The organism is Undibacterium sp. Ji42W, from assembly GCF_049340405.1.
Classification (GTDB): domain Bacteria; phylum Pseudomonadota; class Gammaproteobacteria; order Burkholderiales; family Burkholderiaceae_D; genus Undibacterium.
This window is the reverse complement of record NZ_JBMPOV010000005.1, coordinates 142,102-167,590: the sequence shown is the minus strand read 5'-3', so window position 1 is coordinate 167,590 and position 25,489 is coordinate 142,102. Positions and strand designations below refer to the sequence as shown.

21 protein-coding genes and 1 pseudogene are annotated in these 25,489 nt (G+C 51.1%); 2 read left to right on the top strand and 20 right to left on the bottom strand.

Features of this window, described 5'->3' with window-relative positions; all coding sequences use genetic code 11:
* Positions 1 to 18: 18 nt before the first annotated feature.
* The 9 genes and pseudogenes from ACO0LG_RS12725 to ACO0LG_RS12685 all read right to left on the bottom strand — a co-directional run bounded on the left by ACO0LG_RS12725 (position 19) and on the right by ACO0LG_RS12685 (position 11,593).
* The gene (locus ACO0LG_RS12725; RefSeq protein ID WP_423026835.1) at positions 19 to 582 is read right to left on the bottom strand and encodes a hypothetical protein; all 564 of its coding nucleotides are present in this window, start codon (positions 580 to 582) and stop codon (positions 19 to 21) included.
* Positions 579 to 1,874 (bottom strand): annotated as a pseudogene (locus tag ACO0LG_RS12720) (D-amino acid dehydrogenase); the annotation flags it as partial. The pseudogene ACO0LG_RS12720 and the gene ACO0LG_RS12725, both read right to left, overlap by 4 nt.
* A gap of 107 nt (positions 1,875 to 1,981) precedes the next feature.
* Positions 1,982 to 3,094 (bottom strand): alanine racemase, encoded by a 1,113-nt coding sequence (gene alr, locus ACO0LG_RS12715; protein ID WP_423026833.1) that lies wholly within the window; start codon positions 3,092 to 3,094, stop codon positions 1,982 to 1,984.
* Positions 3,095 to 3,607: 513 nt separating this feature from the next.
* Positions 3,608 to 4,030 (bottom strand): NUDIX domain-containing protein, encoded by a 423-nt coding sequence (locus tag ACO0LG_RS12710; RefSeq protein WP_423026831.1) that lies wholly within the window; start codon positions 4,028 to 4,030, stop codon positions 3,608 to 3,610.
* A 1-nt stretch (position 4,031) separates the two neighbouring features.
* A complete protein-coding gene (locus tag ACO0LG_RS12705) occupies positions 4,032 to 4,901 on the bottom strand; it encodes an ATP-binding protein (protein WP_423026829.1) in 870 nt (289 codons plus the stop codon).
* Positions 4,902 to 4,913: 12 nt separating this feature from the next.
* Positions 4,914 to 6,152: a bifunctional glutamate N-acetyltransferase/amino-acid acetyltransferase ArgJ gene (gene argJ / locus ACO0LG_RS12700; RefSeq protein ID WP_423026827.1), complete on the bottom strand. Its 1,239-nt coding sequence runs from the start codon at positions 6,150 to 6,152 to the stop codon at positions 4,914 to 4,916.
* A gap of 115 nt (positions 6,153 to 6,267) precedes the next feature.
* The gene (locus ACO0LG_RS12695; RefSeq protein ID WP_423026825.1) at positions 6,268 to 7,449 is read right to left on the bottom strand and encodes an acyl-CoA dehydrogenase family protein; all 1,182 of its coding nucleotides are present in this window, start codon (positions 7,447 to 7,449) and stop codon (positions 6,268 to 6,270) included.
* A 194-nt stretch (positions 7,450 to 7,643) separates the two neighbouring features.
* Entirely contained in the window at positions 7,644 to 10,403 is a 2,760-nt protein-coding gene (gene secA / locus ACO0LG_RS12690) for a preprotein translocase subunit SecA (protein WP_423026823.1), read from the bottom strand.
* Positions 10,404 to 10,636: 233 nt separating this feature from the next.
* Positions 10,637 to 11,593, bottom strand: a complete 957-nt coding sequence (locus tag ACO0LG_RS12685; protein ID WP_423026821.1) for a M23 family metallopeptidase — start codon at positions 11,591 to 11,593, stop codon at positions 10,637 to 10,639.
* Between the two features lie 82 nt (positions 11,594 to 11,675).
* On the opposite strand from ACO0LG_RS12685, the gene ACO0LG_RS12680 reads away from it, so the two are divergent.
* On the top strand, positions 11,676 to 12,179 hold the full coding sequence (locus tag ACO0LG_RS12680; protein ID WP_423026819.1) for a DciA family protein: 504 nt from the start codon (positions 11,676 to 11,678) through the stop codon (positions 12,177 to 12,179).
* Positions 12,180 to 12,212: 33 nt separating this feature from the next.
* Here the strand turns inward: ACO0LG_RS12680 and lpxC are convergent, their stop codons facing one another.
* The gene (gene lpxC / locus ACO0LG_RS12675; protein ID WP_423026817.1) at positions 12,213 to 13,148 is read right to left on the bottom strand and encodes a UDP-3-O-acyl-N-acetylglucosamine deacetylase; all 936 of its coding nucleotides are present in this window, start codon (positions 13,146 to 13,148) and stop codon (positions 12,213 to 12,215) included.
* A gap of 71 nt (positions 13,149 to 13,219) precedes the next feature.
* Between lpxC and ACO0LG_RS12670 the strand changes: the two genes are divergently transcribed.
* A complete protein-coding gene (locus tag ACO0LG_RS12670; protein ID WP_423026815.1) occupies positions 13,220 to 13,711 on the top strand; it encodes a GNAT family N-acetyltransferase in 492 nt (163 codons plus the stop codon).
* Between the two features lie 71 nt (positions 13,712 to 13,782).
* Here ACO0LG_RS12670 and ACO0LG_RS12665 read toward each other — a convergent pair whose 3' ends face one another.
* From ACO0LG_RS12665 to mraY, 10 genes are all read right to left on the bottom strand, one after another.
* The gene (locus ACO0LG_RS12665; RefSeq protein ID WP_423014127.1) at positions 13,783 to 14,289 is read right to left on the bottom strand and encodes a peroxiredoxin; all 507 of its coding nucleotides are present in this window, start codon (positions 14,287 to 14,289) and stop codon (positions 13,783 to 13,785) included.
* A gap of 435 nt (positions 14,290 to 14,724) precedes the next feature.
* Complete coding sequence (gene ftsZ, locus ACO0LG_RS12660; protein ID WP_186953062.1) at positions 14,725 to 15,924, bottom strand: cell division protein FtsZ; 1,200 nt, start codon at positions 15,922 to 15,924, stop codon at positions 14,725 to 14,727.
* Positions 15,925 to 16,048: 124 nt separating this feature from the next.
* Positions 16,049 to 17,281 carry a cell division protein FtsA gene (gene ftsA / locus ACO0LG_RS12655; protein WP_110255262.1) on the bottom strand — a complete coding sequence of 411 codons (1,233 nt, stop codon included), beginning with the start codon at positions 17,279 to 17,281 and terminating at the stop codon, positions 16,049 to 16,051.
* Complete coding sequence (locus tag ACO0LG_RS12650) at positions 17,278 to 18,069, bottom strand: cell division protein FtsQ/DivIB (protein ID WP_423026812.1); 792 nt, start codon at positions 18,067 to 18,069, stop codon at positions 17,278 to 17,280. Before ACO0LG_RS12650 ends, ftsA begins: the two co-directional genes overlap by 4 nt.
* 17 nt (positions 18,070 to 18,086) lie before the next feature.
* The gene (locus ACO0LG_RS12645; RefSeq protein WP_423026810.1) at positions 18,087 to 19,049 is read right to left on the bottom strand and encodes a D-alanine--D-alanine ligase; all 963 of its coding nucleotides are present in this window, start codon (positions 19,047 to 19,049) and stop codon (positions 18,087 to 18,089) included.
* Positions 19,050 to 19,076: 27 nt separating this feature from the next.
* Complete coding sequence (gene murC / locus ACO0LG_RS12640) at positions 19,077 to 20,462, bottom strand: UDP-N-acetylmuramate--L-alanine ligase (protein WP_423026808.1); 1,386 nt, start codon at positions 20,460 to 20,462, stop codon at positions 19,077 to 19,079.
* Positions 20,459 to 21,550, bottom strand: coding sequence for an undecaprenyldiphospho-muramoylpentapeptide beta-N-acetylglucosaminyltransferase (gene murG, locus ACO0LG_RS12635; RefSeq protein WP_423026806.1), 1,092 nt, complete (start codon positions 21,548 to 21,550; stop codon positions 20,459 to 20,461). Before murG ends, murC begins: the two co-directional genes overlap by 4 nt.
* Entirely contained in the window at positions 21,547 to 22,680 is a 1,134-nt protein-coding gene (gene ftsW / locus ACO0LG_RS12630; RefSeq protein ID WP_423027257.1) for a putative lipid II flippase FtsW, read from the bottom strand. Before ftsW ends, murG begins: the two co-directional genes overlap by 4 nt.
* Before the next feature lie 83 nt (positions 22,681 to 22,763).
* On the bottom strand, positions 22,764 to 24,269 hold the full coding sequence (gene murD, locus ACO0LG_RS12625; RefSeq protein WP_423026804.1) for a UDP-N-acetylmuramoyl-L-alanine--D-glutamate ligase: 1,506 nt from the start codon (positions 24,267 to 24,269) through the stop codon (positions 22,764 to 22,766).
* Between the two features lie 50 nt (positions 24,270 to 24,319).
* Entirely contained in the window at positions 24,320 to 25,489 is a 1,170-nt protein-coding gene (gene mraY / locus ACO0LG_RS12620) for a phospho-N-acetylmuramoyl-pentapeptide-transferase (RefSeq protein WP_423026802.1), read from the bottom strand.

Here is a 25,489-nt window from a genome sequence, read left to right as displayed (position 1 = left end):
GTCTGCTTAATATGTGGATTAATACGGTTCCGGAATATAACCACGCGGGCGGGCATGCTGGCGACGGAAAGCGCTATTTGATGCCAGGCCGCGCAAACGGCCCAGGTCAAATTGCTCCAGTTGCTGCAAGACTGCACGATTGAGCGTCATTTTAACTTGCATCATCAACAAGTCCACGCTTTGCTGGCTGGAGGTACGGGTAGTGCGTCGTTCCTGTGGCACTTCTGTTTCTTCTTCCTGGACTGCTTTTTCGATTGCCTTGGAGGCGGCGCGTTCTTCAGCATTGACGAAACTGCGGTAGACATCTGCCAGGGTGATGATGCCATTGCAGTCGCGGCAATGCCAGGCATCTTTTTCCTTGCTGTCGCGACTGACCAGAGCGTCCTTGCTCAATACTGCCAGTATCGAGCGTATCAGGCGCGGAGTCTTGCCCGTTGCCTGTGCCAGAGTGGTGATGTTCGCAGTACGCGGCATGACCATCATGATTTGCGCCAGTAATTCAATCGCCGTAAAAAAACGCGCGTTCAGATTGGCGTCTGAAAAAACCTGGGTTGATGACAATAATTCTTCAATTGCATTCATGCCAACTCCTTGTGTATAAAAATAGGACTATTTACGCTGCCGTAACGGTCCATGAATAAACCTTCAGTAGAAATAGCCGGGCGCTTGCCAGAAACCACATCAGCAATGAACTGGCCAGAACCGCAAGCCATGGTCCAGCCCAGCGTGCCATGACCGGTGTTCAGGTACAGGTTGCGGTAAGGCGTAGGGCCAATGACAGGGGTGCCGTCCGGGGTCATGGGACGCAGGCCAGTCCAGAATTCGGCTTTGCTGACGTCGCCACCACCAGGGAACAAATCAGTTACTGAATGCTCCAGGGTGGCACGACGGTCTGCACGCAGGTCGAGGTTATAGCCGGTGATTTCAGCGGTACCACCGACACGTATGCGGTCGCCCAGGCGGGTAATTGCGACTTTATAGGTCTCATCCATGACCGTCGATTCCGGCGCTTTTTGTGCGTTGGTAATCGGAACGGTAATTGAATAGCCCTTGATAGGGTAAACAGGAATCTTGATGCCCAATTCTTTCAAGAGAATCGGGGAATAACTGCCAAGTGCCAATACAAAACAGTCTGCCTTGATCTCACCTTCCGAGGTGATGACAGAACTGATGGTATCGCCACTCTTGACCAGTCTTTGTATGGTGACGCCGTACTTGAACTGCACGCCCAGTTCTTGCGCGAATGTGGACAAGCTCTGGGTGAACTTGAAGCAATCGCCGGTTTCATCACCGGGCAGGCGCAATGCACCGACAAATTTGTCCTGCACGTTGACCAGTGCCGGCTCCACTTTCAGGCAACCGGCTTTATCGAGTTTTTCATAGGGTACGTCGTAGCGTTTCAGGATGGCGATATCGGCCTCTGCACCGTCCAGTTGTTGCTGATTGCGGAACAGTTGCAGCGTACCCTGGGTACGTTCGTCATAGCTGATGCCGGTATCGCTGCGCAATTGTTGCAAGACATCGCGGCTGTATTCAGCCATGCGCAACATGCGACCCTTATTGATTTCATAGCGCTTGCTGGTGCAGTTCATCAGCATTTGCGTGACCCAGCGCCACATAGTCGGGTCAAAGCTGGGGCGTATCGCCAGCGGGCTGTGCTGCATCATCAGCCATTTGATGGCTTTCAGGGGCACGCCAGGGCCTGCCCATGGTGCTGAATAACCTGGAGAAACTTCGCCTGCATTGGCATAACTGGTTTCCAGGCCTGCTGCTGGCTGACGCTCAATCACGGTGACTTCATGCCCTGCTTTGGCAAGATAATAGGCTGACGCTGTACCGATAACACCTGCACCCAATATAACTACTTTCATTTTTTTCTCCCCGCTTGCTGCTGGCTTATTGCTGGATTAATCTGCTTGTCTGTTGTGTTCTTTGTTTGTACTGGCTGCCGGCTCAGGCTAGCGGCGATACATGTGGAGGCTTAATTGCTATAAGTACGCTCATAACGGCCTCCCAGACTGGTCAGGATTTCATAGCCGATGGTATTGGCACATGTCGCCACCTGATCCACTGTATTGTCAGTAGAGATCAGGTCCACCATGGAACCGGGTTGCAGATGTTCTGCGGCGACCGCAGTCACATCCAGGGTGATCGTATCCATCGATACATTGCCCACCATGGGCACGGCCTGCCCCGCAATATGGGCGACGCCACGGTTACTGAGGCTGCGCATCCAACCATCGGCATAGCCAACACCGACAGTGGCAATGCGGGCGGTCTGGCTGCTGCGCCAGGTCGATCCATAACCGACACCAGTACCGGCCGGAATTTCACGGGTTTGTATGATGCGGCCTTGCAAGTGGGCAACGGCACGCATGGGGTTGGCTTGCCCGGCCACAGGAGCAACGCCATACAAAGCTGCACCAGGACGGGCCATGTCGAAATGAAAGTCTTTGCCCAGGAAGATGCCGGAAGAATTGGCCAGACTGGCCGGCACACCATGGCAAGCCGGGATGTGCGCACGCAAGGCATTAAAGGCTTGCAACTGCTGTTGATTAACAGGATTGGCCTGATCTTCTGCACTGACCAGATGGCTCATGATGTATTGCAGGTCTATACCTTCGCTGAGGCTGATATCGGCCTGCCATTGCTGTATCTCGGCTGCTGACAGACCCATTCTGGCCATGCCAGTATCTACCTGCACGATGGCAGGCAGGCGGCGCCGTTCTTTTTGTGCCAATGCACGCCAAGCCAGCATTTGTGGCAGGCTGTTCAATACCGGTGTGCAGTGATATTCCAATAATTCCGCCTCATGCCCAACGGGTGAGCCATGCATGACATAGATGGCTGCATCTGCAGGTAAATGTTCACGAATAATGATCGCCTCTTGCAAATGGGCGACAAAAAAATCCCGGCAATCTTCTGCATACAGTGCCTGCACGACTTGCACCGCGCCCACACCATAAGCATCCGCCTTGACTGCGGCACCGCATTTCGCCGTGCCCAATAAACCGCGCAACAGACCATAGTTGTAACGTATTGCCTGTAAGTCAATACGAAGTACCGCACCTGCTATTCCAGCAACTTGCTTCATATTTCACCACTCCATCGCATATAAGGAAACTGCGACTAGTCATAGCAATCGTCGTGCCACAAAATTTTATTGATAAAATTCAAGGACTTAAAAAATTTATTTTGGAATCACCAAAAATTTTGTATTGAATTTAATACAGCTACTGCTTTCCCTCTACTTTGCGCACTAGAGAACACACTCTATTGCGTACTAAAATCTGCACACTGTACTATTTTAAATACACTGTATTGTTTTCAATACATATCAGTCGTAAAATAAAGCACAGATAATCTCAGCCAGAAAAGTATCCGACAATAAGTGATACTACGGATTGTTTGTCATAAAAAGACAGTTTGATGACAAGAGGCAGGCAGCACTTTTCACCAAGCATAGGCAGGTGACCACAAAGTGGGAACGAATTGAGGAAAAAGGGGGACAGAGCCAACAGACTAATGTTTGCTCTGATGTTCTTCTGGGTGAGGGGAGATAAATCAGATCGACAAGCCAGAGCATAGGCCTTAGAATTTCAGCGGCTTAAGCAGCAGTAGCTACGCTGGCCTCGTCTTTGCGCAGCGAATCCAGCCATTCCAGCAGGGGTATGGTGGCAGGCAATAGCGGCGTGAGTCCTACACTGCCCTGCCAGGCAAAGGCTTGCCCTTCCAGGCTTTGCGGCTCACCCTGCCATTCGCGGCTGATATAGAAATGCAGCCTGACATGGGCATGTGGGTAGATGTGCTCAACGCCGCACCATGGCTCAGCAGTCAGCACTTGTATACCTAACTCTTCGACAAATTCGCGCTTGAGTGCATCGAGTATGGATTCATCGGCTTCGACTTTGCCACCGGGGAATTCCCAATAACCTTCATAAGGTTTGCCAGCCGGACGCTGTCCCAGCAAGACATCGCCATTGGCTTTCATCAGGATGCCTACGGCGACATCCACAGGTTTTGCGCTCATCTCAGGACTCCGCCAGCTTGCCAGCATAGTCGCGGGCAAATTGCCAAGCCACGCGGCCAGAACGTGAACCGCGTTGCAACGCCCAACGCAAGGCATCGCCACGCGCTTCTTCTACCTGTGCAGCAGTGCAGCCCATGTTGCCTAACCAATAGGCGACGATGTCAAGGTAATCATCCTGTTTGAAAGGATAGAAAGAGACCCAGACACCAAAGCGTTCGGATAAGGAGATTTTTTCTTCTACCGTTTCACCCGGATGCAAATCACCATCATCACTATATTTGTAGCTGGCATTGTCGGACATTTTCTCAGGCAGCAGATGGCGGCGGTTTGAAGTCGCGTAGATCAGCACATTGTCGGACTGGGCAGAGATACTGCCATCCAGCGCAACCTTCAAAGCCTTGTAACCGGCCTCACCCTCTTCAAAAGACAGGTCATCACAAAAAACAATGAAGCGCTCGGGGCGCTCTGCGATTAAATCGACGATATCGGGCAAATCAGCCAGGTCAGCCTTATCGACTTCTATCAGGCGCAAACCCTGGTCAGAAAACTGGTTCAGGCAAGCCTTGATCAGCGATGATTTTCCTGTGCCACGGGCACCAGTCAGCAAGACATTATTAGCTGGTTTACCATGGACAAATTGCCTGGTGTTTTGTTCTATCTGGTTTTTTTGTGCCGCGACATTGCGCAAGTCATCCAGCGCAATGGTCGAGGCATGACGCACGACTTGTAAATAGCCTTGTCCGCCACGCTTGCGCCAACGGTAGGCAAAGCCCAGGTTCCAGTCAGGCGCTGGCGTGCTGGCGGGCAATATGTTTTCCAGCCTGCTCAGCAAATGCTCGGCACGCAAGAGAAATTGATCAAGCTGCGTCATTGTCTATCCAGATCAGGAACGGTAGTCGGCGTTGATGGAAACATAATCATGTGACAGATCACATGTCCACACCGTCGCGGCCGCATCACCACGCGCCAGTTTGACGCGTATAGTGATCTCGCTCTGCTTCATGATGCGCTGACCATCTTCTTCACGGTATTCAGGATTACGGCCACCGTTTTTGGCGACCCAGACATCATCCAGATACAGGTTCAGCTTGCCTACATCCAGGTCATTCACACCGGCATAACCGATGGCTGCCAGGATGCGGCCCAGATTAGGATCAGAAGCAAAGAAAGCCGTTTTCACCAGAGGTGAATGGGCGATCGAGTAAGCAATCTTGCGGCATTCTTCTACATCACGGCCTTCTTCCACCGCGATTGTCATGAACTTGGTCGCACCTTCGCCATCACGGATAATCATGTGGGCAAGTTTTTGCGACAGCGCCGTCACGGCTTCTGCCAAAGCCGCATATTCAGGTGTCTCGACATCATTGACTTCGACTTCACCCGCACCGGTAGCGATGAGCATGAAGGAATCATTGGTAGAGGTGTCACCATCTATCGTGATGCAATTAAAAGACTTGTCAGCCGCTTGCTTGACCATGTGATCCAGTACATTTTGCGCAACCTTGGCATCAATCGCCAGATAGCCCAGCATGGTCGCCATATTTGGCTTGATCATGCCTGCGCCTTTACTGATGCCCGTCATGGTCACTGTTTTGCCGTTGATTTCCACCGTTGCCGATGCCGCCTTGGGCTGGGTATCGGTAGTCATGATGGCAGTAGCCGCATTGAACCAGTTATCAGCTGTCAGGTTTGCTATGGCTGCTGGCAAACCTGCGACCAGCCTGTCGACCGGCAATTGTTCCAGGATCACGCCAGTAGAAAACGGCAGGATTTGGGAAGCTTCACAAGCCAGCAATTCTGCCAGGGCAGCGCAAGTTGCATTTGCTGCAGCCAAGCCAGCATCGCCAGTGCCAGCGTTCGCATTGCCAGTGTTCACCACCAGCGCGCGGATAGGGCTGGACGCCATGTGCAGGCCTTCCAGATGAGCCTTGCAAACCTGCACAGGGGCTGCGCAAAAGCGGTTGGTCGTAAATACCCCGGAGACGGTTGCCGTAGGGGCTAGTTCCATGACCAGTACGTCTTTGCGATTGGGCTTGCGTATGCCAGCCTCGGCATAACCGAGGCGTATGCCGGCTACCGGTTTCAAATCTGCAGCCACAGGGATGGGGGAATTAACGGCCATGGTTTTTCCTTGCGTTGAAATCAAGCCGACATTGTAGGGCATTTTGTTGCACTGCGAAGCATGTTTGCGCTGAGGAAATTTCATGAAAAGCGGCTATACCCTCCTCATATCCCCCTCACAGTCCCATGATCATTTGGGCAATGATATTTTTTTGTATTTCATTTGAGCCACCATAGATGGAGAGCTTGCGCATATTCAGGTAATTGATGGCGAGTGGACTGGCCAGCTCGCTGGTGTCCTGACGATCACGCAGCGGCAAGGCCTGCTCCCCTACCGCCTGCACCAGCAATTCAGTGATTAGCTGCTGGATTTCCGTGCCCTTGATCTTTAGTATCGATGCTTCCGGCCCGGGTGCATGGCTTTGCTCTTCTGCTGACAGGACGCGCAAATTGGTCATTTCCAGGGCTATCAAATCAATCTCTACCTGTGCCAGGCGCGTGGCAAAGGCAGCATCTTCCATGAGCGACTTACCGCTCTTGAATTCACATGCGGCCACTCTTTTCAGTCTGGCCAGCTCACGCTTGGCAATGCCTATGCCCGCGATATTGGTGCGCTCATGTCCCAGCAAGAACTTGGCATAGGTCCAGCCCTTGTTTTCCTCTCCAACCAGATTGGCAACTGGCACTTTGACATCATCAAACCAGACTTCATTGACTTCATGCGCGCCGTCCATAGTGATGATGGGCCTGACGGTGACGCCAGGCGACTTCATATCAATGAGCAGGAATGAAATACCGCGCTGCGCCTTGGCTGCACGGTCTGTACGTACCAGGCAAAATATCCAGTCTGCATAGTGTGCCAGCGTAGTCCAGGTTTTTTGGCCGTTCACCAGATAGTATTCAGCCTCGCCATCTTGTATGAGATCAGCCGTCGCCTTGACTGATGCCAGGTCAGAACCTGAACCGGGTTCGGAATAACCTTGGCACCACCATTCCTCTGCCGCCAGTATACTGGGCAAGAATCTTTGCTGTTGTTCGGCCGAGCCAAATTCCATCAAGACCGGCGCGACCATCTTGATACCAAAGGGCGGCAAGCGCGGTGCACCCGCAGCGGCACATTCTTCTTCGAATATATAGCGCTGCACAGCAGACCAGCCAGTGCCGCCAAATTTTATTGGCCAGGAACTACCACCCCAGCCATGGGAATGCAGGATTTTTTGCCAACGATGATAGTCAGCTTTTTCCATTGGTATGCCATGATGGACTTTATGGCTGATATCCTGAGGCAGTGATTGCCGCAGAAATTCTTTGACTTCTTCACGAAAGCCAAGCTCTGCATCGTTAAAGTTCAAGTCCATAAGGCCCTTCAGTTCTGGTTATCACACTATGGGATTTTGGAATATAGAATGAATGCTCAAATAAAGCACGCCCGTTCACTTTAACCCCAGGCCTTACTTGCGTCAAGTAAGCCATGGGAAATTCCAAAACTGATGCTGGAAGACGAAAAACAAAAGGCGACCATTGGTCGCCTTTAGTTTTTACTACTCAATGATCAGGCAAGTTTGCCATGGCATTGCTTGAACTTCTTGCCACTACCACAAGGGCAAGGGTCATTACGCCCCACCTTCAGGGCGTAGTTGATTTCTGGCTGGTCCGTGCCGAAATTAGCAACCGGTGCCAGCATTTCTTCCGGAGTTGCATCAGCATCAAAATCAGCGTGCTGGTAATGGACGTTTTCAATCTGTGACTGTGCCAGTCTTTCTTCTGCGGCATCAATCTCTTCACGGGATTGTATGCGCACAGTGACTACGGTCCTGACCACTTCGTTCTTGATCGCTTCCAGCATCTGGCCAAACAGTTCAAACGCTTCGCGCTTGTATTCCTGTTTAGGATTTTTCTGTGCATAACCGCGCAGATGGATACCCTGACGCAGATGATCGAGTGCAGCCAGATGTTCACGCCAGTGGGTATCTATGCTTTGCAGCATGACATTGCGTTCAAACCCGGCAAAAGACTCTTTGCCAACGATGGAGATTTTGGCGTCATAAACTTCATTGGCGGCTTTTTGCACGCGCTCAAGGATATCTTCATCCGTGATATTGGCATCGTCTTTCAGAATTTGCGTCAATGGCAAATCCAGCGCCCATTCATCACGCAAGACAGCTTCCAGGCCAGGGATATTCCATTGTTCTTCGACCGATTCTGCCGGTACATATTCACGCACGATATCTTCGAACATGCCATGACGCAGGGAAGAAATCAGCTCTGCCATATCCTGCGCTTCCAGCAATTCATTACGCTGCTGGTAAATCACTTTACGCTGATCATTGGCAACGTCATCGTACTCCAGCAATTGCTTGCGGATATCAAAGTTACGTGCCTCGACCTTGCGTTGTGCGGACTCTATGGAGCGCGAAACGATGCCTGCTTCGATAGGTTCGCCTTCAGGCATTTTCAGCCTGTCCATGATGGCACGGACACGGTCACCGGCAAAAATGCGCAACAGAGTATCGTCGAGCGACAGATAGAAACGGGAAGAGCCTGGATCACCCTGACGGCCAGAACGACCACGCAATTGATTGTCTACGCGGCGGGATTCATGACGCTCAGTACCAACGATATGCAAGCCGCCAGCATTGACGACAGTCTCATGCAGGGATTGCCATTCGTCACGCAGTTTTTGCGATTGCGTCAGCTTGTCTGCATCAGACAAGGCTGCATTGGCTTCTATCATTTGTACTTGCTTGGCGACATTACCACCGAGCACGATATCCGTACCACGGCCAGCCATATTGGTAGCGATGGTGATGGCTTTTGGACGACCGGCCTGGGCAATGATTTCCGCTTCACGGGCATGCTGCTTGGCGTTCAAGACATTGTGCGGCAAACTGGCTTTGGTCAGTATGTCGGACAGAAGCTCAGAATTTTCAATCGAAGTCGTACCCACCAACACTGGCTGTCCACGCTCGTAGCAATCCTGGATATCAACCAGCATGGCATTGTATTTCTCTTGCGCAGACTTATAGACCTGATCTTGCCTGTCCTTACGCTGGGATGGACGGTTCGGTGGAATAACCACGGTTTCGAGACCGTAGATTTCCTGGAATTCATAAGCTTCAGTATCTGCCGTACCTGTCATGCCTGACAGTTTGGAATACATACGGAAATAATTCTGGAAAGTGATCGATGCCAGAGTCTGGTTTTCATTCTGGATGCGCACACCCTCTTTGGCTTCAACCGCCTGGTGCAAGCCATCAGACCAGCGACGGCCTGTCATCATGCGGCCAGTGAATTCATCAACGATGACGATCTCATCATTCTGCACTACATAGTGCTGATCCTTGAAATACAGGGCATGCGCACGCAAGGCGGCATACAAGTGATGGATCAGCGTGATGTGAGCAGCGTCATACAGGGAGGCACCTTCAGGCAGCAAACCCATTTGCGTGAGAATGTTTTCTGCCTTGTCATGACCCGCTTCGGTCAGCAAGACCTGATGGGCTTTTTCATCCTTGGTGTAATCACCAGGTACCTCAATCTTACCTTTGCCATCCGGTGTTTCTTCACCGATTTGCAGGGTCAGTAGTTTTGGTACTTCATTGATTTTGTAATACAGCTCGGTGTGATTCTCAGCCTGACCAGAAATGATCAAAGGCGTACGTGCCTCATCAATAAGGATAGAATCGACTTCATCGACAACTGCAAAATTCAGGCTGCGCTGTACACGGTCTTTGGCTTCATAGACCATGTTATCGCGCAGATAATCGAAACCATATTCGTTATTCGTGCCGTAAGTGATGTCAGAGCCATAGGCTGCCTGCTTGGCATCATGATCAAGTTGCGACAGGTTGATACCTGTACTCAGACCCAGCCAGCCATACAATTGGCCCATCCATTCAGCATCGCGCTGCGCCAGGTAATCATTGACGGTCACAACGTGCACGCCCTTGCCTGACAAGGCATTCAGGTAAATTGGCAGGGTCGCCATCAGGGTTTTACCCTCGCCGGTGCCCATTTCAGCGATTTTGCCGTAATGCAAAACCATGCCGCCTATCATCTGCACGTCAAAGTGACGCATTTTCAAGACGCGTTTGCTGGCCTCGCGACAGACCGCGAAAGCTTCAGGGAGGATGGCATCAAGTGTCTCTCCGTTCGCAACACGTGCTTTGAACTCTGCAGTCTTGGCTTGCAAAGCCTCGTCTGACAAGGCTTCCAGCTTGGGTTCCAATGCGTTGATCTCACGCACCGTCTTTTGGTATTGCTTCAAAAGCCGCTGATTGCGGCTGCCGAATATCTTGGTCAGGAATGACATGCTATGAACGGAAAGTTAAATTCTTAAAAAAATTGTTGAAATAGTGCTTAATTTGACAACAACATTAGGATAACCTGTGATTTTACCATGTGACACTCAATTAACCAGTAAATGCGCAATTCTCCTGACAACTAAGCAAGAAAATAAACTTTTTTAGCAATTACCAGGTGAGTTCCTGGCAAACAATTCCCAGACATGCGTTAGCAGTTGGAGACTGAATCGGCAAACTCAAGTTATTTCTGATTCACGGCGGCAAGATTGGCCTGATTAGCCCCTGCAGACAAGAATTTATGGGGATTTTGTGGCACACCTTTGACATGCACTTCAAAATGCAAATGCGAACCAGTAGACCGGCCGGTGGAGCCAATGTCAGCAATATGCTGGCCGCGCTTCACGATATCACCGAGCTTGACGTAGATTTTGGATGAATGGGCATAACGGGTCATGATTTCGCCACCATGATCGATTTCCACCATATTTCCAAATTGCGGATGATATTCCGCAGCAACGACCACCCCGCCAGCAGCCGCGACAATCGGTGTACCGCTGGGGCTAGAGAAATCGATACCTTCATGAAAAGCGCTGCGACCAGAAAATGGATCCAGCCTCCAGCCGAAGCCAGATGCATTATAGGCAACATTGACAGGCTGGATAGTAGGCAAGAGCTTGGATTGCACCTTGAAGCCCATGAGCTTGGTCTCCACCACGTTCATGTAATCCGAACGGTGTTCGATATCCACCGACATGGCTGCGAGAGCCGCCTGAAACTCGGCCAGGTTCAATTCCTGCGCTGGCTGTGTAGAGACTTCAGGGCCACCACGACCTGGCATTTCCTTGAAATTGAATTCTTCTGGCTTGACACCCGCCAGGCCCTGCACCCGTTCACCGAGTGCATCCAGGCGTATCAGTTGTGCCTGCATTTCACCTAGCTTGGCGGCCATGGCTGCCAGGTTTTCTTTCATGTATTTGTCTTTGTTACCGACAGTGCCATTATCACTTGCAGCCATTGGTACCAAATCGCGCAAAACCGGCAGGTCGGCACTTGCCAGCTTCAAAGTCAGCGCGGCCATCAATGCGGCACAGAAGGTGGTCACGAGCAAAAATGCAAATAAAGCAAGAATTACATGGCGAGAAGACAATGTCACTGACTTTGCCTGGGTAAAGCGGGAGTGCATCAAAATGATTTGCATCAATATGCTCCTCTGAAAACGATGGAAAGCCTGGCGCCCCTTGTGAGAGCTGGCCCGTCCTGTTTGTGGTAAGGTAATGCGCATGTCAACATTCTCACGCCCTACCTATCCGGTTAACATTAAACGCGGTCGCAAAGTGCCTGGTGCCAGCGAAGCCGGTGACTTTTTGCGCAGTAATGAGAGAATCTCCCAACTGCTACCCACGGTGCAGCGCAATCTGAAGCTGCAAAAAGACTGTGGACTCATACTGCCGCCGATATTTGCCTCTTGTGAGGTTATGCAAGTAACGGAGGGACAGTTGACGCTTTCTGCGCCGAATGCCGCACTGGCGACCAAATTGAAACAACAATGCCCGAAACTGCAAGCATTTTTGCAAGAACGGGGATGGCAGATTAACGCAATCCGGATTAAAGTACAAGTCAGGCGTGTCGTCGAGAAACCTGTTGCCGTAAAGCAAATAGCTTTTTCGGGCAAGGCTTTACAGGCATTTGGACAGCTGGAACATGCGCTGGAAGATACGCCACAGAATGCAGATTTACGTGCCGCGCTGGGGCGTTTGATAGAGCGCCACCGTTCGGGAAGCTGATTTTAGGCTGCAGATAAGCTGAAACCCATCCCGTTAAGCGAGTGCCCACTCCCTGTCCACCTGCGTGGCATAGGTTGGTGGAGCCAAATCCATATCATCAAAACTGACGATTTCATAAGCATCGGGCTGCGCCAGCAAGGCACGCAATAATTGATTATTCAAGCCATGACCAGACTTGTGAGCGGTATAACTGGCGAGGAAGGGATGGCCGATCAGGTATAGATCACCAATCGCATCCAGGATTTTGTGACGGACAAACTCATCATCAAAGCGCAGGCCATCTGAATTCAGGATGCGGTATTCATCCATGACAATCGCGTTTTCCATGGAACCGCCACGCGCCAGGCCTATACCCCTGAGCATTTCCACATCCTGCATGAAACCGAAAGTCCGTGCCCTGGCGACATCCTGCACAAAGGTGGAACTGGCAAAATCAACTTCTGCCGTTTGCACCGTGCCATCAACTGCCGGATGATTGAACTCAATAAAGAAGTGCAGCTTGAAACCATTGAAAGGTTCCAGCCTGGCCCATTTCTCTGACTTGCCCGTACCTTCGCGGATTTCTACGGGTTTCAAGACACGAATAAATTTCTTGGCCGCGTCTTGTTCCTGCATGCCAGCCTGCTGCAATAAATAGACGAAAGATGAAGCCGAACCATCCATGATAGGGATTTCTTCTGCGCTGACATCGATGTACAGATTATCAATACCCAGACCTGCGCAGGCAGACAGCAAATGCTCCACCGTTGACACCTTGCCATGCTCATTCGACAAGGTCGATGCCATGCGGGTATCTCCCACGCCCAGCGCTTGGGCAGGCAAGACCACCGGCGGCGTCAGGTCTGTACGCGTGAAAATAATGCCGGTATCCACCGGTGCCGGGCGCATGACGAGTTCAACTTTGGTGCCGGAATGCAGACCGACGCCAACAGTTTTCACTAATTGTTTGATGGTTCTTTGCTTTAACATCGCGCTATTATAGCGTTTCAGGCAATTTCCCATGCAGGAGTGAGGGAAATTAGCCTTTTCATATCTTAAAAATGAATACAAAAACAACAATTCAAATCCGCCCCGCGACCGCCAATGATCTGGATGCCATCTGCGATCTGAGCGATCAAATCAATGCCCAGCACCACGCCGCTGCTCCTAAGGTTTTCGTCCAAAAACCAAATCGCGAACTCGACCGCCAGTTCTGGCACAGCACTTTTGAAAATCCTGCGGGCTGTGCATTGCTAGCTTGTGATGGTGAGCAAATCCTGGGTTTCATTACCATGAGCTGGCATGAAAACACCACGATTCCCTTCTTGTACCGCCGCCGTATCTGCCGCATAGGCACGATCGTGGTTTCTGATGCCTATCAAAAAATGGGAATAGGGAAATTATTGATGGATGGCGCAGCGAGCTGGGGGCGTCAGCATGACGCGGTGGAAATCAGGCTGGAAGTCTTTGACTTCAACCGCAATGCCATGGATTTTTATACGGCTCAGGGTTATGGCGTGCAGTCACACATCATGGGCATGTCGCTGGAATAAGAGTATCGTATAGAAAAAATGGCGCTCAGTTCAAAAACTGCGCGCCATTTAAGGTAAGTCAGAAGACCTGATTAGCCCAGTTGTGCCAACAACGTTTCTGCGTTAGACACTTCAAACTTGCCGCCTTCTTCGATATTCAGTTGCTTGACGACACCGTCAACTGCCAGCAAGGAATAACGCTGGGAACGTGTGCCCATGCCGTACTTACTAAAGTCATCACTCAGACCCAGGGCCTTGCTGAAATCAGCATTACCGTCAGCCATCATGCGGATGATGCCTGTGGATTTTTGGTCACGACCCCACGCACCCATGACGAATGCGTCATTCACAGAGATACACCAGATTTCATCAACGCCCTTGGCTTTCAAATCTGCTGCCAGTGCAACATAGCCAGGCACATGCTTGGCTGAGCAAGTTGGCGTGTACGCGCCAGGCAAGCCAAAAATAGCAATGGTTTTACCTTTGGTCAGGTCCGCGACTTTGAAGGTATTTGGTCCGAGTGAACAGCCTTCTGATTCCACTTCAATAAATTCTGCCAAACTGCCTTCAGGCAGGGTATCGCCAATCTTGATTGTCATTTTATGCTCCCTAGATAAGTATTCGGATATTCAACGCCTTGTAGTATGCCGCGCCCCGCCAAAAGCAGGAAGTTTGAGCCATATCAACACCGACAGTGAAGGACGCAAGTATGCCTGAGCTAGAATTTTCTTGCAGAGGTTAAAGGAAAGACCTCTCAACACAGAGGCACAGAGACACCGAGAAAGGCAAGAGAAATGCTGTGTTTAGTTATGTATAAGACGTGTAGCAAAGATTCTATTTTTGGTGAAAACAATACTTTAAAAAACTATTGGTTCAGCATGACACGATCTTGAGCACTTATTTCTATTGTTTTTCTCTTGCTCTTCTCTGTGCCTCTGTGTCTCTGTGGTGAGCTTTTTGGTCTAGCTTTTCGATCGCCAAATAAAAAACGCCAGCCTCTTCCGAAGCTGGCGTTTTGCAGAAAACCGGATAAATCAGTCAGCCTGTTTGCGCAGGAAAGCTGGGATATCGTAAGTTTCCATTCCATTTTTTTCCAGGGCACGTACTGTTTCTGATGCCGATTCACGGCGCCATACTGCAGGTTTACTCAGGCCATCAAAACCTGCGGAACCTGTTACAGAACCAGTGCTGATGGTGGCAGATGTCATGACAGGGCTGGCCATCACTGTTTCATTGTGAGTACCGGTACGCAGCATCGGTGTTTGCACCAGCTGTATATTTTTCTTGCCACGGCCAAGACCAGTTGCGACGACTGTCACACGAATATCGTCACCCATGTTGTCGTCGTAAGCGATACCCTGGGCAATCGATGCGTCCGGTGCAGCAAAAGCGCGCACTGTCGACATGACTTCCTTGATCTCTTTACCTTTCAGACCACGGCTGGCTGTGACATTCACCAGCACGCCACGGGCGCCGGACAAATCGATACCGTCCAGCAGTGGTGATGCAACTGCCTGTTCAGCGGCGATGCGTGCGCGGTCAACGCCGGAGGCAGTTGCCGTACCCATCATGGCCTTGCCCTGCTCGCCCATGATGGTTTTCACGTCATTGAAGTCGACATTGATATGGCCAGGTACATTGATGATCTCTGCAATACCTGCGACGGCATTATTGAGGACATCATCTGCGTGTTGCAGCCATTCGATCATGCTGTCGTCTTCATAAATCTCTTCGAGTTTTTCGTTGAGAATGATGATCAGTGAATCGACGTGTTGGGACAAGGCTTCCAGACCTTCATCGGCGATGTCCATGCATTTCTGACCTTCGTAAGAAAATGGTTTGGAAACCACCGCCACGGTCAGTGCGCCTAGTTCTTTGGCGACTTGCGCAACTACGGGAGCAGCACCTGTACCAGTACCACCGCCCATACCTGCAGCGATAAATACCATGTGCGCGCCACGCAATGCATCTTCGATGCGGGCACGGGATTCTTCTGCCAGCTTGCGGCCGACTTCCGGTTTCATGCCTGCGCCCAGACCAGTCTCGCCGATCTGTATCACATTGTTTGCTTTAGACTGCAACAGTGCTTGCGCATCTGTGTTTGCTGCTATGAACTCAACGCCGGACACGCCTTTGTTGATCATGTGCTGAACCGCATTGCCGCCTGCGCCACCTACGCCGACAACCTTGATTACGGTGCCTTGTGTGGCGTTATCAACCATATCGAACTCCATCATGACTCCTCCAGGTAGGCAGTTATCAGTCGCTAGGCATCACCGGGATGTGACGACTAGCGACTAATAACTGTATATCGAACTATTATAAAATGACTACACTAAATTAGATACAAAATACAAGCTAAAAATTCCCTAAAAACCACTCTTTCATGCGTTGCCAGACCGCTTTGGCTGAACCTTCTTGCCGAGTGACCAGATGACCGCGCAAATACTGCTTCTTCGCTTCCAACAACAACCCCAAAACTGTGGCATAACGCAGGCTGCGCACGACATCTGCCAACTGCCCGCTGTACGCCGGCATGCCTAATCTGGTCGGCTTCAAAAAGATGTCTTCTGCCATCTCGACCATGCCCGGCATGGCAGCAGAACCACCAGTCAAAACGATGCCTGACGAGAGCACATCTTCATAGCCAGATTCGCGCACCACCTGGTGCACCAGCGCAAACAATTCTTCCACACGCGGCTCTATCACTGCCGCCAAAGCCTGGCGTGATAAAGAACGCGGGCCACGGTCACCCAGACCCGGCACTTCCAGCGTATCTGAAGGGTCAGCCAATACCTGCTTGGCGACACCAAAACGCACCTTGATTTCTTCTGCTTCCGAGGTTGGCGTGCGCAAAGCCATGGCGATATCATTGGTGATCTGGTCACCGGCAATCGGTATCACTGCGGTATGGCGTATCGCACCTTCGCTAAATACCGCCACGTCCGTCGTGCCACCACCGATATCAATCAAAACCACGCCCAGCTCTTTTTCATCCTTGGTCAACACTGCTTCTGCCGACGCCATCGGTTGCAAGATCAGGTCGGATACTTCGAGGCCGCAACGGCGTACACACTTGACGATGTTCTGGACCGCCGACACGGCACCGGTGACGATATGCACTTTGACTTCGAGACGTATGCCGCTCATGCCTATCGGTTCGCGCACATCATCCTGGCTATCGACGATAAATTCTTGCGGCAAGGTATGCAGTAATTGCTGGTCAGTCGGAATATTGACGGCCTTGGCAGTTTCTATCACACGCGAAACGTCGGCTGCGGTAACTTCCTTATCCTTGATCGCCACCATACCGCTGGAATTAAAGCTGCGGATATGGCTGCCAGCGATACCGGTATATACATTGCGTATTTTGCAGTCTGCCATCAACTCTGCTTCTTCCAAAGCGCGCTGTATGGATTCGACGGTCGCCTCGATATTGACGACGACACCTTTTTTCAGCCCCTTGGATTCGTGCTGGCCCAGGCCGATGACTTCGTGCCTTCCGTCAGGCATGACTTCTGCCACGACCGCCACAATTTTTGAGGTGCCGATATCGAGACCAACGATCAGATTTTTAGCGTCTTTTGTCATGTCTTTCCACTTGCTTTTGTTTGCTTTTTTGATCCGATATTACTGTGGCTCGATTTGAGCGCCAGGCCATTCGGATAACGCATGTCCACACTTTCAATACTGTCTTGCAAACTGGCCAGCAGTTGCGGATAAACTGTCATCAATTTATCCACCCGGCTTTTGAGCGTTGTTGCATCCTGCACCCTGCCCAATTGCACTTGCATACCATTATTCAACTTCACACTCCAGGCATAACGACTGGAGTAATTCACTTCATCCGGTGCCAAACTGATCTTGGCAAACCAGTTTTTAAATTCCACATACTGCGCGAGTACTTCTTTTTCACTACCCTCTGGTCCGCTCAGGGCAATCAGATCTGCATCATCTTCTGCCTCGGCCAGGTTTGCTGTGAACACATCACCCTTGGCAGAAATCAACTGCCCGTTTTCACCCCAGGTACCGAGCGCCACATGTTCTTCCAAAGTGACGATGAGCTTATTCGGCCATTCCCTTTGTACACTGGCCTTGCGTACCCAGGGTACTGCTTCAAACGCGGTCCTTACTGCATCCAGATTTGCAGTGAAAAAATTACCCCTGATCTTTGGTAAAGCAGTGTTCCTGATCGTCAATGTGTTCACATGCCGCAAATCGGTGTCGCCGTTTGCGCTACTGGCTTCTACCCGTATCACACGCAAAGTAAAAAACGGTCTTTGTATCACCCACCACACACCGGACAGCACCAGGATGAACAGCACCAGCCCAAACAGGGCATTTGCGGTATTGTTCATCAGCTTGCTGTCATGCCACATTTTTCACTCTTACTCGTTTACTTTTTTTGTTCAGATTTAATTTTCAAACTTGCTGCCTTCAAAATTTCGACACATAAGTCTTCATAACTGATACCTACTGCCTTGGCTGCCATGGGCACCAGCGAATGCCCGGTCATGCCTGGTGATGTATTAATCTCCAGCAAAAATGGCTTATTATCCGACTTGCGCAATAAGACATCGACCCTGGCCCAGCCTTCGCAATCCAGCGCGCGGTAGGCATCGACAGCCATTTTGCGGATGGCATCCGTCAGATCCTGTTCCAGTACTGCCGGGCAAATGTAGTGCGTGTCATCAGTAAAATACTTGTTTTGATAATCGTAGTTACCATCGGGTGCAACGATCTCGGTGATCGGCATGGCATATGCCTGTTCGCCTTTACCCAAAATCGCTACTGTCAATTCACGGCCTTCGACAAATTCTTCTGCCAGGACGACTTCATCAAACTGAGCTGCCAGGGCATAGGCTTCCTGCATATCGGAATAACCAACCACCTTGGTAATACCTATTGTAGAACCTTCATGTGGCGGCTTGATGATGAGTGGCAAACCCAGTTCATCCGGCACACGGCGCAATTCAGTCTGACCTGTCAACACGGCATAAGCAGGTGTGCTCAAGCCATAGGTTTGCCAGATGCGTTTGGTAAAAATCTTGTCCATGGCAATCGCCGATGCCATGACACCGCTGCCAGTGTAAGGAATATTCAATTGCTCCAGCACACCTTGCAGGCTGCCATCTTCACCATAGCGGCCATGCAGGGCAATGAAAACACGGTCGAAATTCTCTGCCGCCAGTTCGGCGATACTGCGCTCTGCCGTGTCAAAGCCATGGGCATCTATGCCTTTGCTTTTCAGGGCCTGCAATACGCCATTACCGGACATCAGGGAGATTTCACGTTCAGCCGAACGCCCGCCAAACAATACACCTACTTTGCCCAGAGATTTCAAATTCAATTCGCTCATGATGATCTGATCACTTGTTTTCTACATTTACACTGACTGCGCCAGTTTTGCTGGCACAGCATTGATGGAACCTGCGCCCATGACGATGACGACATCACCGTCTTTCAATACCCGTAAAATACTGTCCGGCATTTCCAAAATATCTTCAACAAATACCGGCTCTACCTTGCCCATGACGCGCAGGGCGCGCGACAGGGAACGCCCATCTGCCGCCAGTATCGGTGCTTCGCCAGCGGCATACACTTCTGCCAGCACTACTGCATCTGCATCAGAAATCACGCGGACGAAATCTTCAAACAAATCGCGGGTACGGGTATAGCGATGCGGCTGGAAAGCCAGCACCAGCCTGCGGCCTGGATAAGCCCCGCGTGCTGCGGCCAAAGTCGCCGCCATTTCTACAGGATGATGACCATAGTCATCAACCAGCGCAAAAGTACCGCCATTTGCCAGGACAATTTCGCCATAACGGGTGAAACGGCGGCCTACACCATTAAATTCGCTCAGTGCTTTTTGAGTTGCTTCATCACTGACACCGACTTCACGCGCAATCGCAATCGCGGCGCAAGCATTTTGTACATTGTGCATGCCAGGCTGGTTCAGGCTGACCTGCATATTCTCATAGCCATCCTGCACGACGGTGAAATGCATCTTGCCGTTGGCGGCTGTGGCATCCACTGCGCGCACATCGGCATCTGCATGAAAGCCATAGGTGACGATGGGCTTGGAGACGAAAGGCATGATTTCACGCACATTCGCATCATCCAGACACAGTACCGCCACACCATAAAATGGCAAACGCTGGGTAAATTCAATGAAAGCCTGTTTCAAGCGGGCGAAGTCATGGCCATAGGTTTCCATATGGTCGGCATCAATATTGGTGATGACTTCAATGACCGGCAAAAGATTCAGGAAAGAAGCATCTGACTCATCGGCTTCTGCCACGATGAAATCGCCACTACCCAGTTTGGCATTGGCACCCGCACTATTGAGCAAACCGCCAATGACAAAAGTCGGGTCCAGCCCGCCTTGTGCCAAGACACTGGCAACCAGACTGGTCGTCGTCGTTTTACCATGCGTACCGGCAATCGCGATACCGCTTTTCAAACGCATGAGTTCTGCCAGCATCATTGCGCGTGGCACGATGGGAATATGTTTGGCGCGGGCAGCGATGACCTCAGGGTTATCGCCCTTGACGGCAGTCGATGTCACAACGGCATCAGCACCTGCAATATTTTCTGCTGCATGTCCCAGCATGACATTGGCACCCAGTTGCGCCAGGCGTTTTGAAGCAGCATTGCTGCCGAGATCGGAACCGGAAATTGTATAGCCGAGATTCAACAAGACTTCGGCGATACCGCTCATGCCCGAGCCGCCTATACCTACAAAATGGATGTGTTTGACTTTGTGTTTCATGCTAATGATTCCAGAATATGGGCAATGTTGGCACTGGCTTCACGCTGCCCCAGGGCGTAGGCTGTTTCAGCCATCGCCAGGCATTGCGCTCTGTCCAGTACTTTTAATTTCTCTGCCAGCAAGGCTGGGCTTAATTCAGTTTGTGGCAAATGGATGGCGGCTTTTTGTCCTGCCATCCAGATGGCGTTTTCTTTTTGGTGTGAAGTACTCGACGCCATGAAAGGCACGAGTATGCTGGCCACACCGGCAGCAGTCAGTTCAGACACAGTAATCGCACCGGCGCGGCAAATCACCAGATCAGCCTCGGCATAACGGCGTGGCATGTCGTCAATAAAATCCAGCACTTCTGCCTGCACGCCTGCCTGCGCATAACTCTGGCGCAGAGCTTCTATATGTTGTTTGCCAGACTGATGCGTAATCAGCGGGCGCTGTGCTTCTGGCAACAAGGCCACTGCCTTCGGTACTGCATCATTCAATACTTTGGCGCCCAGGCTACCGCCGACTACCAGTATGCGCAAAGCACCTGTGCGGTTTGCATAGCGTGTCGCTGGCACTGGCAATTCGCAAATTTCTTTGCGTATCGGGTTGCCGATAACACTGGTTTTGCTATCCGCAGTTACTGTTGCTGATGGCAGGCCAAACAATAATTTACTGGCGAATGGACGCAAGGCCTTGTTCGACAAGAGCAATGCAGCGTCAGCATTCATCAGCACAACTGGCTTGCCGCGCAAAGCAGCCATGATGCCACCTGGCACGGTCACATAACCGCCCATGCCCAACACCACATCTGGCTGGCGGCGGCCAATGATGCTGAAGCAGCTAAAGAAACTCTTGACCAGCTTGAAAGCACCGCTGACCGTATGCGATAAACCCTTGCCACGCAAGCCAGAGAAATCAATATTGTCCATGGCGATATTGTGTTTGGGGACGATCTGCCCTTCCATGCCAATTTGCGTGCCCAGCCAGCTGACTTGCCAGCCACGTTCGCGCATGATGTCGGCTATCGCCAGGCCGGGAAAAATGTGCCCACCCGTGCCTGCTGCCATGATCAGCAATTTTTTTGGCATTTTTTGAATTGCCTGGTTCATGAGCGGCCTCCCCGCATCAAGACGCGGTTTTCATAATCGACACGCAACAAAATCGCCAGACCTACACAGTTAATCATGACACCAGAACCACCGTAACTCATCAAAGGCAGGGTCAACCCCTTGGTAGGCAACAAGCCCAGGTTGACACCCATATTAATAAACGTCTGCACACCTATCCAGATACCGATACCCTTGGCCAGCAAACCAGCAAAAGTTTGATCCAGCGCTATCGCTTGCCTGCCGATTTCAAAAGCGCGTTTCAGCAACCAGTAAAATAAAAGTACCACCGCCATGACACCAACGAATCCCAGCTCTTCTCCGATGACAGCGAGCAAAAAATCTGTATGCGCTTCTGGCAGATAATGCAGTTTTTGCACACTGGCACCGAGGCCCACACCAAACAATTCCCCACGGCCAAAGGCGATCAGGGAATGTGTCAGTTGGTAAGCCTTGCCCAGTGCATGATCTTCTTCAAACGGGCTAAGGTAGGCAAAAATACGTTCACGCCTCCAGGGAGATGCCAAAATAACCGCGGTAAAGATACCAACTAGCGTCGCTGCAATCCCGCCAAACCAGACACCGTTGATACCACCCAAAAACAGGATACCCATGGCGATACAAACAATAACGCCAAAAGCACCCAGATCAGGCTCCAGCAATAACAGCAAACCCACGATACCAACCGCTGCCAGCATGGGCACAAAACCTTTGGTCAGTTTGTGCATGTATTCCTGTTTGCGCACGGTATAGTCAGCGGCATACAAGACCATGAACAACTTCATCAATTCAGATGGCTGCAAATTCAATACCTTGAAAGACAACCAGCGCTTGGCACCGTTCACGCCTTTACCCAAACCAGGTATCAACACAGCCACCAGCAATACCAGGGTCGCTACAAATAAATAAGGCGCATATTTTTGCCAGGTCGCAATCGGGATACGGAACACCAGCGCACCCGCAATCAAAGATAGCGCGACAAACAATGCCTGGCGTACCAGAAAATGCGAATTCTTGTAATTGGCATACTTGGGCGAATCAGGCAAAGAGATTGAAGCCGAATACACCATGACCATGCCGAACAGCATCAGGATAATTGTCACCCACACCAAAGGCTGGTCATAGTCCATCATCTTGGACCGGCTGACCAGATTGGTACTCGCTGGCGGTGCGCCAAACGGGGACCACCTTTGCAATGGGAGCAAAAGCTGACGCATCAACAGACCTCCCCGCGTGCCAGTGCGATTTCACGCACGGCATCGACAAACACGTCAGCGCGATGCGCGTAATTGCGGAACATGTCCAGACTCGCGCACGCTGGTGACAGCAAAACGATGTCGCCATCTGCCGCCATTTCAGCCGCAGCCTGCACTGCCATTTCCAGCGTTGCGACATCGTGTACAGACACGCCGGTCACTGCCAATGCCTGTTGCAATTCTTCTTTGGCTTTGCCTATCAGGACGACCGCTTTGGTATAACGCTCGACCGGATCAGCCAGAGGAGAGAAATCCTGGCCCTTACCTTCACCACCGGCAATCAAAATAATCCGCTTATGCAATGCGTCAGATTGCTGGCCCAGGCCCTTCAAAGCGGCGACCGTGGCACCAACATTGGTGCCCTTGCTGTCGTCGATATAATCAACACCGGCTATATTGGCAACCTGTTCTACCCTGTGCGGTTCACCTTTGTAATCACGCAAACCATGCAACAAGGGCGCGAATGATAAACCTATGCCGCGGCACAAAGCCAAAGCAGCCAGGGCATTCGCCGCATTGTGCTGGCCACGGATTTGCAAGGCATCGGTAGGCATCAGGCGGCTGATGATGACCGGCATTTCTTCCACTTCTTTTTTCTTGCGCCGGCTATTTGTGACAACAGGTGCATCTTCTGCCGGATTTGCCACTACCAGCCAGCCCATGCCATGTTCATTCAACAAGCCCATGTCCGCCAGGTGCTTCGGTGCATCAATACCAAAGCTGACAGCATTGCCATGCGGCTTTGCCATGGACATGACCAATGCATCATCACGGTTCAGGACTTGCAAAGTCTGCTCGCCAAAAATCTTTGCCTTGTCAGCGCAATATGCTTGCAAGCTGCCGTGCCAGTCCAGGTGGTCCTGGGTAATATTCAATACTGTCGCTACATTGGCTTGCAGACTATGGGTAGTGTGCAACTGGAAGCTGGACAATTCCAGCACCCAGACTTGCGGCAGGCTGTCTTGCTCCAGACATATCCGCAAGACATCCAGTACGGCCGGGCTGATGTTGCCTGCGACTTTAACTGTCAAACCAGCGCGCTCTACCAGCAAACCAACCAGGCTGGTGACGGTGGTTTTGCCATTGGTTCCAGTGATGGCGATGACTTTAGGCTGGTATTCGCGCTCAGCTTTCAAAGCTAGCAAAGCTTGTGCAAATAATTCTATCTCGCCCCAGACCGGGATATTTTTTTCAGTAGCTACTGGTAACAACTCCTGCAATTCACGCAAAGGTGACAAACCGGGACTGACTGTTACCAGCTCCACATCATCCAGCATGGCAGGGCTAAAAGCACCGCCAATAAATTCCACCTGATCTGACAAAGCCTGCAATTGCGGCCATCTGTCCGGTGCTTCACGAGTGTCGGCAACACGCAGGCGCGCACCGGCGCGCAGCAGCCATTGCGCCATCGCCAGCCCGGTTTCACCCAGGCCAAGTACCAGTACATGTTTACCCGAAAAATCCATATCTGCTATTTCTATCCAACAAAACAAACATCAAACTACTTATTCACTTTTTAACGCAACTTCAGGGAAGACAAACCTATCAGCACGAGCAACATGGTGATGATCCAGAAACGCACGACAACCTGGGTTTCTTTCCAGCCTTTTTTCTCAAAGTGGTGATGCAAAGGCGCCATCAACAACAGGCGGCGGCCTTCGCCATATTTTCTCTTGGTGTATTTGAAGTAACTGACTTGCAGCATGACAGACAAAGTCTCTGCCACAAAAATACCCCCCATGATGAACAACACAATTTCTTGCCTGACGATGACAGCCACCGTACCCAGCGCGCCGCCCAGTGCCAGCGCACCGACATCGCCCATGAATACTTGCGCAGGGTGGGCATTGAACCAGAGGAAAGCCAGGCCAGCACCGGCCATCGCACCACAGAAAATCAGCAATTCACCAGCGCCTGGTATATGCGGTATCAGCAAATATTTGGCATAACCAACGTTACCTGTAAGGTAAGCAAACAGACCCAAGGCAGAACCGACCATGATGGTCGGCATGATGGCCAGGCCATCAAGACCATCCGTAAAATTCACGGCATTGCTGGTACCGACGATAACGCAGTAGGTTAACGCAATAAAACCCCAGACGCCCAGGGGATAGCTGACAGTCTTAAAGAAAGGCACGATCAAATCTGCCTTGGGTGGCAAGTCCATATTGAAGCCGGATTGCACCCAGGCGATAAACAATTCCAGTACTTTTGAGTTGCTTGGTGCGGATACTGAAAATGCCAGATAAAAAGCAGCAATCAGACCGATCAGCGATTGCCAGAAATATTTTTCCCTGGAACGCATGCCTTCAGGGTCTTTATGTACCACCTTGCGGTAATCATCAACCCAGCCGACTGCGCCATAACCCAGGGTGACTATCATCACGACCCAGATAAAACGGTTACTCAAATCGCCCCACAACAAAGTGGAGATGCCAATCGAAATCAAGACCAGCACGCCGCCCATGGTTGGCGTACCTGATTTAACAAGATGTGTTTCCATGCCATAGCTGCGCACAGCTTGGCCTACCTTAAGCCTGGTCAGCATGCGGATAACCGCTGGACCTGCAAAAATACCGATGGAGATGGCCGTCATCGTGGCAAACACTGCGCGGAAGGTAATAAACCCGAATACGCGCAGCCAGCCTATATCCTGCTTTAACAATTCAGCCAACCAGAGCAACAT

Bases quoted from the DNA above. Each gene is read 5' to 3' on its own strand.
- ACO0LG_RS12685 (WP_423026821.1), bottom strand. From the start codon at position 11,593: ATGCAAATCATTTTGATGCACTCCCGCTTTACCCAGGCAAAGTCAGTG.
- murD (WP_423026804.1), bottom strand. From the start codon at position 24,269: ATGGATTTTTCGGGTAAACATGTACTGGTACTTGGCCTGGGTGAAACC.
- ACO0LG_RS12665 (WP_423014127.1), bottom strand. From the start codon at position 14,289: ATGACAATCAAGATTGGCGATACCCTGCCTGAAGGCAGTTTGGCAGAA.
- secA (WP_423026823.1), bottom strand. From the start codon at position 10,403: ATGTCATTCCTGACCAAGATATTCGGCAGCCGCAATCAGCGGCTTTTG.
- ACO0LG_RS12695 (WP_423026825.1), bottom strand. From the start codon at position 7,449: ATGGACTTGAACTTTAACGATGCAGAGCTTGGCTTTCGTGAAGAAGTC.
- alr (WP_423026833.1), bottom strand. From the start codon at position 3,094: ATGAAGCAAGTTGCTGGAATAGCAGGTGCGGTACTTCGTATTGACTTA.
- ftsA (WP_110255262.1), bottom strand. From the start codon at position 17,281: ATGACAAAAGACGCTAAAAATCTGATCGTTGGTCTCGATATCGGCACC.
- ftsZ (WP_186953062.1), bottom strand. From the start codon at position 15,924: ATGGAGTTCGATATGGTTGATAACGCCACACAAGGCACCGTAATCAAG.
- murC (WP_423026808.1), bottom strand. From the start codon at position 20,462: ATGAAACACAAAGTCAAACACATCCATTTTGTAGGTATAGGCGGCTCG.
- lpxC (WP_423026817.1), bottom strand. From the start codon at position 13,148: ATGTTAAAGCAAAGAACCATCAAACAATTAGTGAAAACTGTTGGCGTC.
- ACO0LG_RS12705 (WP_423026829.1), bottom strand. From the start codon at position 4,901: ATGACGCAGCTTGATCAATTTCTCTTGCGTGCCGAGCATTTGCTGAGC.
- ACO0LG_RS12645 (WP_423026810.1), bottom strand. From the start codon at position 19,049: ATGAGCGAATTGAATTTGAAATCTCTGGGCAAAGTAGGTGTATTGTTT.
- ACO0LG_RS12650 (WP_423026812.1), bottom strand. From the start codon at position 18,069: ATGTGGCATGACAGCAAGCTGATGAACAATACCGCAAATGCCCTGTTT.
- ACO0LG_RS12670 (WP_423026815.1), top strand. From the start codon at position 13,220: ATGAATACAAAAACAACAATTCAAATCCGCCCCGCGACCGCCAATGAT.
- ACO0LG_RS12725 (WP_423026835.1), bottom strand. From the start codon at position 582: ATGAATGCAATTGAAGAATTATTGTCATCAACCCAGGTTTTTTCAGAC.
- ACO0LG_RS12680 (WP_423026819.1), top strand. From the start codon at position 11,676: ATGTCAACATTCTCACGCCCTACCTATCCGGTTAACATTAAACGCGGT.
- ACO0LG_RS12710 (WP_423026831.1), bottom strand. From the start codon at position 4,030: ATGAGCGCAAAACCTGTGGATGTCGCCGTAGGCATCCTGATGAAAGCC.
- argJ (WP_423026827.1), bottom strand. From the start codon at position 6,152: ATGGCCGTTAATTCCCCCATCCCTGTGGCTGCAGATTTGAAACCGGTA.
- mraY (WP_423026802.1), bottom strand. From the start codon at position 25,489: ATGTTGCTCTGGTTGGCTGAATTGTTAAAGCAGGATATAGGCTGGCTG.
- murG (WP_423026806.1), bottom strand. From the start codon at position 21,550: ATGAACCAGGCAATTCAAAAAATGCCAAAAAAATTGCTGATCATGGCA.
- ftsW (WP_423027257.1), bottom strand. From the start codon at position 22,680: ATGATGGACTATGACCAGCCTTTGGTGTGGGTGACAATTATCCTGATG.